General features: G+C 64.9%; 3 protein-coding genes. 2 read left to right on the plus strand and 1 reads right to left on the minus strand.

The genetic code is table 11. From position 1 onward, the window contains the following. Window positions 1-223: 223 nt before the first annotated feature. Window positions 224-928, plus strand: coding sequence for a DUF4352 domain-containing protein (locus Amac_RS53265; RefSeq protein WP_155362057.1), 705 nt, complete (start codon window positions 224-226; stop codon window positions 926-928). Here Amac_RS53265 and Amac_RS53270 read toward each other — a convergent pair. Then, window positions 918-1361 (minus strand): phosphatase domain-containing protein, encoded by a 444-nt coding sequence (locus tag Amac_RS53270; RefSeq protein WP_155362058.1) that lies wholly within the window; start codon window positions 1359-1361, stop codon window positions 918-920. The genes Amac_RS53265 and Amac_RS53270 overlap by 11 nt on opposite strands. A gap of 1113 nt (window positions 1362-2474) precedes the next feature. On the opposite strand from Amac_RS53270, the gene Amac_RS53275 reads away from it, so the two are divergent. Continuing rightward, a complete protein-coding gene (locus Amac_RS53275; RefSeq protein ID WP_218041816.1) occupies window positions 2475-3770 on the plus strand; it encodes a Fic family protein in 1296 nt (431 codons plus the stop codon). Window positions 3771-3852: the final 82 nt, after the last annotated feature.

Genomic DNA, 3852 nt, shown 5'->3' on the forward strand with positions numbered 1-3852 from the left:
CCCCGAACCCGCGGTCCTGCCGCCCACCGCTCAAGCACCTGACTCCGGAGCCACGGTCCCGCGGCCTACCGTTCAAGGAGGAGAGCCCATCACGGCCCTGCCGCCGACCGGTCAAGGAGCGGGAGCCACGGCCCTGCCGTTGACCGGTCAAGAAGCGGGACCTGAAGTCACGGCCCTCCCGCCGATCGGTCACGGAGCAGAGCCTGGAGCCACGGCACTGCCGTTGACCAGTCAAGGAGCGGAACCCGGAGCCACGACTCTGCCGCCGACCGGTGGAGGAGTAGAGCCTGGGGCCACGGCTCTGCGGCCCACGGGTCATGGAGCAGAGCCCGGGGCCTCGGCTCTGCCGCCGAATGCCCAGAACAACCCGGAAGCCAGAACGTCGATCCTGCCGTCCGCCGACCAAGATCGAGGGCTGGGATCCACCACCGAGAGCGGCGCTCGCTCGGCTCGCCGTGGTCGCCCGCTCGTCGTCGCGGCCATCGCGGTCGCCCTGGCCCTCATCGCGACCGCCGCGATCATCACCACGGTCCTGTCCCGGTCGAACGACCAGGTCGTCACCTCCGACGGCGTGACCACTGTCTCCGTCGGCGAATGGGCTCAGATCGGAGAATTCCGTATCCAGATCCCCAATCCCCCCAGGTGCGGCGCCCCCACCTACAAGGAAACCGAATCCACCGTCGGCCACTTCTGCCTGATCGGATGGTTCCTCCAGAACGAAGGCCCCGAATCCGCTGTCGAAGCCAGCCCTGTCACTCTCGTCGACGACGACGGCCTGGAATACGGCGCCACCGACCTCTCCGACGCCGCCCCCACCTCGCTACCCTCCGGCGGAACCGCGGTAGGCACCCTCGTCTTCGACATCCCCACCAACCGCACCCCCGCCGCGGTCCTCTTCGAAAACGGCACCGTCAAGATCACCCTTTAGGAAACCGCTCCACCCACCGCCGCTGCCAGGGCATCTCCACCGCCCGCGGATGATAGTTCGCCCTGGCCCACGCCACCGCGTCCCCAGACGGCACCCCAGCCAGAATCGCAAGACACGCGATCACAGTCCCCGTCCGCCCGACACCCCCACCACAGGCAACCTCGACGTTCCGGCCGACCCGCGCGAACTCGTACAAGGCCCGGATTTCACGAACAGCCCGCTCGCCATCCCGAGGCACCCAGAAGTCAGGCCAGTCAATCCACTCCCGAGGCCACCCAAGCGAACGATCATGCCGCCGCCGCAACCGCTCGGACCCCAGATAAAGCCCATGATCAGGAAAAATCCCCTCCGGCGCGGGCCGCCTGAGCCCACGCCCACGAACCCATACCTGCGAGGGAAGACGTATCGCACCCGCCAATCGCGTCTCCGTCATTCACCCATCTTGGCGCATCCCACCCACTCATCCCGTTGTTCCCCTCGGGCTCCGCCCGCCCCGCCATTCCCGAGGTCGCCCGAATGAATCCGGCTAATCCGGGTGGTCTCCCACCCAACCCTTCGTTTTCCCGCGGGCTCCGCCCGCCCCCGCCATCACTATGATCCCGCCATCACCGTGGCTCCCTGCCATCGCTGTGGCTGTCCACGATCACCGTGGTCTCCACCACCACGTGGCGGGGGATTTATTCGGGTGTGAAACGGTACGCAACCCGATAACGTTGGTAGTGCTTCAGGTGCGAAAGCTCCGGTTCCTTCTTCCAAAATCGACCCGGGGCTGTCTCTGATCTCTAAAGCTCTGACAACTGAATCGGAACTTCCCCGGTGCGCAGGCAGCGGATACTTCGGGAACGATAGGTTGCAGGTTCGAATCCTGCCCACCTGACCGGTTTTACCGGGTGGTAGCTCAAGTCCGGCAGAGCGATCGTATAGGCCCGCCGCCGACTCCGACCTCGGGGAAGAAGCTTTTTTGCACGGCACCGCCCGGTGCGACGACAGCAGCTACTTCGAGGTTCGAATCCCCATGTTCCCACCCCGTGGGGACATTGCCCGGTTGGCGGGCAAACTGCAGTCATCTTGATCTCGGGCGGCAACATCGTGATGTGCGCCTCCCCGGTGCGCCGCAGGACGGATACTTCTTTGGTAGAAACCGGAAGTCACTTTCCGGTGTGTGGATTCGATCTCCACTATGCCGTCGGCACTTTCGATCTCGGGGAGGCAAAGCTTCAGAATGTGCCCGGTGCGCAGACGAGGGCTACTTCCACTTCTAATGGGGTTGTTACTGGTTCGAATCCAGTCGGAGCTTCGGGCTTCGTAGCTCAATTGGCAGAGCGCCTATGTACCTTCGTCGACTTCGATCTCGGGCACTCGGCAGCGTGGTGATCACGTTGCCACCGGTAGAGGCGATCCCCGGCACTCCCCATGTCGATCAAGCCCGACCCTGGCACGTCCGGCTGGACCTGCTCTGGAGCCGTATCCTTGCATCGCTCACACGCTGATGAAAGGATACGCGTTATCCTTTCATAGCGGTGGGGTTATTGAAAGGATAGGTGCGGTGGCTGGCTACCAGGAGGCCTTGTGGGCTGCGGTCTGGGATGCGCCCAGTAAGAAGCATCGGCGGGGTGGGGTCTACCGGCCGTATGTTCCCGATCCGTTGGTTGGGCGGTCGCTCGTGCTTGGGCCTCAGTTGGCTCGGGACGTGGCCAAGGTCGAAGGCAAGGTGCAACGGCTGGTCGCGCATCCGGCGATCCATGGGCTTGAAGGTTTCGCGCGGTTTCTGCTTCGTTCTGAAGCGCTCGCGTCGTCCAGGATCGAAGGGCTGCAGACTTCGCCGCAGCAGGTCGCCCTTGCCGAACTCGCTGGTCAGGATGATGGTGTCTCGAAGGGGTTCACGGCGACGGCGCGGCTTGTCGCGAACAATGTGACGGCGATTCGGCAGGCGGTCACCGAGCTGGTGGCGGTGGACGCGGTCTCGGTCGATGACATTGTCGCGCTTCATCGGGTGCTGCTTCCTGATGAGAGGCATCACGGGCTCCGGGGCATGCAGAACTGGGTCGGGGGCGGTGTCTGGCATCCGCTTGACGCGGAGTTCGTTCCTCCGCCGCCGGAATATGTCCAGCCGCTGATGGATGATCTCGCCGCCTATGTCAACGGGGCCCAGCACGCGGCCCTTGTGCAGGCCGCATTGGCGCACGCGCAGTTCGAGACCATTCACCCGTTCACCGACGGCAATGGCAGGGTCGGTCGTGCGCTCATCCATACGGTTCTCGCTCGGCGAGGGCTGACCCGGAGCGCGATCCTTCCGATCAGTCTGGTGCTGCTCACGCAGTCTGACGCTTATGTGGCCGGACTCACCGCGTACAGGTATAGGGGTGAGGCTTCGTCACCGGAGGCGGAGAGCGGTCTTGCCCGCTGGCTGGAGGTCTTTCTCGAAGCGACGTCGACGGCGGTGGAGCAGGCCGACACGTTCGCGGACGACCTGATCGAACTGCATGAGGAGTGGGTGGAGCGGCTTCAGCGGTTCCGGATTTCGCGGAACCTGCGGCCTGCCCCCCGTGCGGACTCCGCGGTCGCGCGGTTGCTCGGATTGTTGCCTGCGGCGCCGGTGGTGACCGCGCGGACCGTGGAGCGGTTGCTTCGTGTGACACATCCCGCGGCACGGCAGGCGTTGGAGGAACTTGCCGGGGCGGGGATTCTGGCGCCTAAGCAGCTTGAGCGGAATACCACCGGATATCTCGCTCGGCAGGTTTTTGACCTGCTGACTTTGACCGAACGGCGGTTGGCGAGCACGCGGTGGGACACGCGGGAGTCGGTTCCTCAGCGTGTGGTGCCGGCTCGGCCGCAGAAGTGAGGCCGCAGGAGTAAAAAGAGGGCTGTCAGGCGACGTTGCCGCCGGGGAGGCGGTAGATGGGGGCCTCTAGTTGGGGGGTGGG

Origin of the sequence: Acrocarpospora macrocephala (assembly GCF_009687865.1) — a bacterium.
GTDB classification, from domain to species: Bacteria; Actinomycetota; Actinomycetes; order Streptosporangiales; family Streptosporangiaceae; genus Acrocarpospora; species Acrocarpospora macrocephala.

Excerpts from the sequence above, each read along its gene's own strand:
- Amac_RS53270 (WP_155362058.1), bottom strand. The coding sequence starts at position 1,361 with ATGACGGAGACGCGATTGGCGGGTGCGATACGTCTTCCCTCGCAGGTA.